The 1,518-nt window shown below is 50.9% G+C and carries 2 protein-coding genes; both read right to left on the reverse strand.

Annotation, left to right across the window (positions count from 1 at the left end):
* Positions 1-252: 252 nt before the first annotated feature.
* Positions 253-846 carry an IS66 family transposase gene (locus tag C7B65_RS26895; protein WP_083583282.1) on the reverse strand — a complete coding sequence of 198 codons (594 nt, stop codon included), beginning with the start codon at positions 844-846 and terminating at the stop codon, positions 253-255.
* A partial coding sequence (locus C7B65_RS26900) for an IS4 family transposase (protein WP_146135859.1) occupies positions 837-1,518 on the reverse strand: 682 nt, incomplete at its 5' end. The genes C7B65_RS26895 and C7B65_RS26900, both read right to left, overlap by 10 nt.

The raw sequence follows: 1,518 nt of genomic DNA on the forward strand, positions 1-1,518 counted from the left end.
TCTATTTTCTACGCCCTTTCTTACAGACTTTTAGCCGTTTAGCAACCCCTTATCGAGAAGGCTGCAAGATCTGAGTTAATGTTCCAGCAGAACCGCTGCTGATCCTCAAAGACTTTCACGAAGGAGGTCTAGAATTCATGCCACAATTCCCGAAAGTCATACCCATTTGATTTGAGAATGCGACAGATCCGCATCCATGCCCCGGCGGATTGAGCTAGAGTTAGCCTCGTTCTGAGGACTGATTAAACGTAACTACTCAGGTTGAGGGATAGTCGGATTGCTCAAGAACACTTGCTTGAGTGCGTCCAACACATTGAATCCTTGCTTCTTGAGCGTGGAAATGTAGCCCCGAATGCGACCAAACATCTGCGCCCCTTCGACTGAGCGAAACCCGCCGGATATCTTCTGCTTCAATTTCATCATGCGCAAGTCACGCTCGGCTTGATTGTTATCAAAGGGAACGCGGAAATCGTGCATAAATGCCAACACCTGCGATTGGTGCTGTTGTAAACGGTCAAGTAAGTTTTTGGCGGGCGACTGCTTGGGTCGCCCACGCGGTTTTACGGCATCAGGTCGTAAATCTGGCAATGGATTCGCTGCAAGTCCTGCTGTTACGAGCATCTGATAGCGCTCTTCAAACCACTGCACAAGGTCTGGGTTGAGGGTTGCTTCGCCCTGGTCTTTGGCATGGTCTACTTGCTGTTTGAGGTCACGCAATAAGATGCCCATTTCTTCTGCCCAAACCTGCTGATAGCGCTCATAGATGAATTCGAGTTCGCGCAAGTGATGAGCATTGCATAAAGCATGGTCACACTCATACTGGGTATAGCTTTTCCCTAAGTACAGGACAAAAGGTTTAGAACTTGAACAAAGTGCGCTTGATGAGTCTCGAGGTTGAGTAAAATCTGGCGGAGGTGATCTAACCCGGTGCGAAAGATGCTCCTAGCTTTGCGTCCATGTTTTTTGAGGGGGATGGTCTGATGTTCCCCGACCCCCTCCCCGACCCGATGCGCCCAGCAGAATGCCAAGGTTAAGAGCGCGATGAGCTTCTTGAGTCGTTCGGGGTCTTTGATCTGGGTTGCCTCCAGGCAAAAGCCACGAGTTTTCAAGCAGCCAAACAAGGTTTCGATGCCCCAACGCAGAGCATAGTCAGCAATGGCAGTAGAGGGCGCATGGTTCGTGGCAACCACCAGCAACGATCCGTCTTCTAATCGCAATCCTGCCAAGTAAAGCCAATGACCCCAAAGCCGTCGTTTGCCGGATAACCCCTTGGACTGCTGAGGCTGCAAATCTTGAAACACAATCGTGGTCTTGAGCGATTGCTGCCCATCAAACAGTAACTGCGACTCGCGAATACGGATGCGAAACCGAGTCACAGGCTCCGCCATCAGCAAGGCAAACCATTGGGTGCCAATAAACTCCCGGTCTGCGGTCAGAAAAGCGATGTCTTCAGGTGCAAAGACGCACAGAAACTCGACCAACTGGTCAAAGCGCTCTTGCGTGTTCGAGTTGCCCCGC

This window comes from Phormidesmis priestleyi ULC007 (genome assembly GCF_003003695.1).
Lineage (GTDB): Bacteria > Cyanobacteriota > Cyanobacteriia > Leptolyngbyales > Leptolyngbyaceae > Phormidesmis_A > Phormidesmis_A priestleyi_A.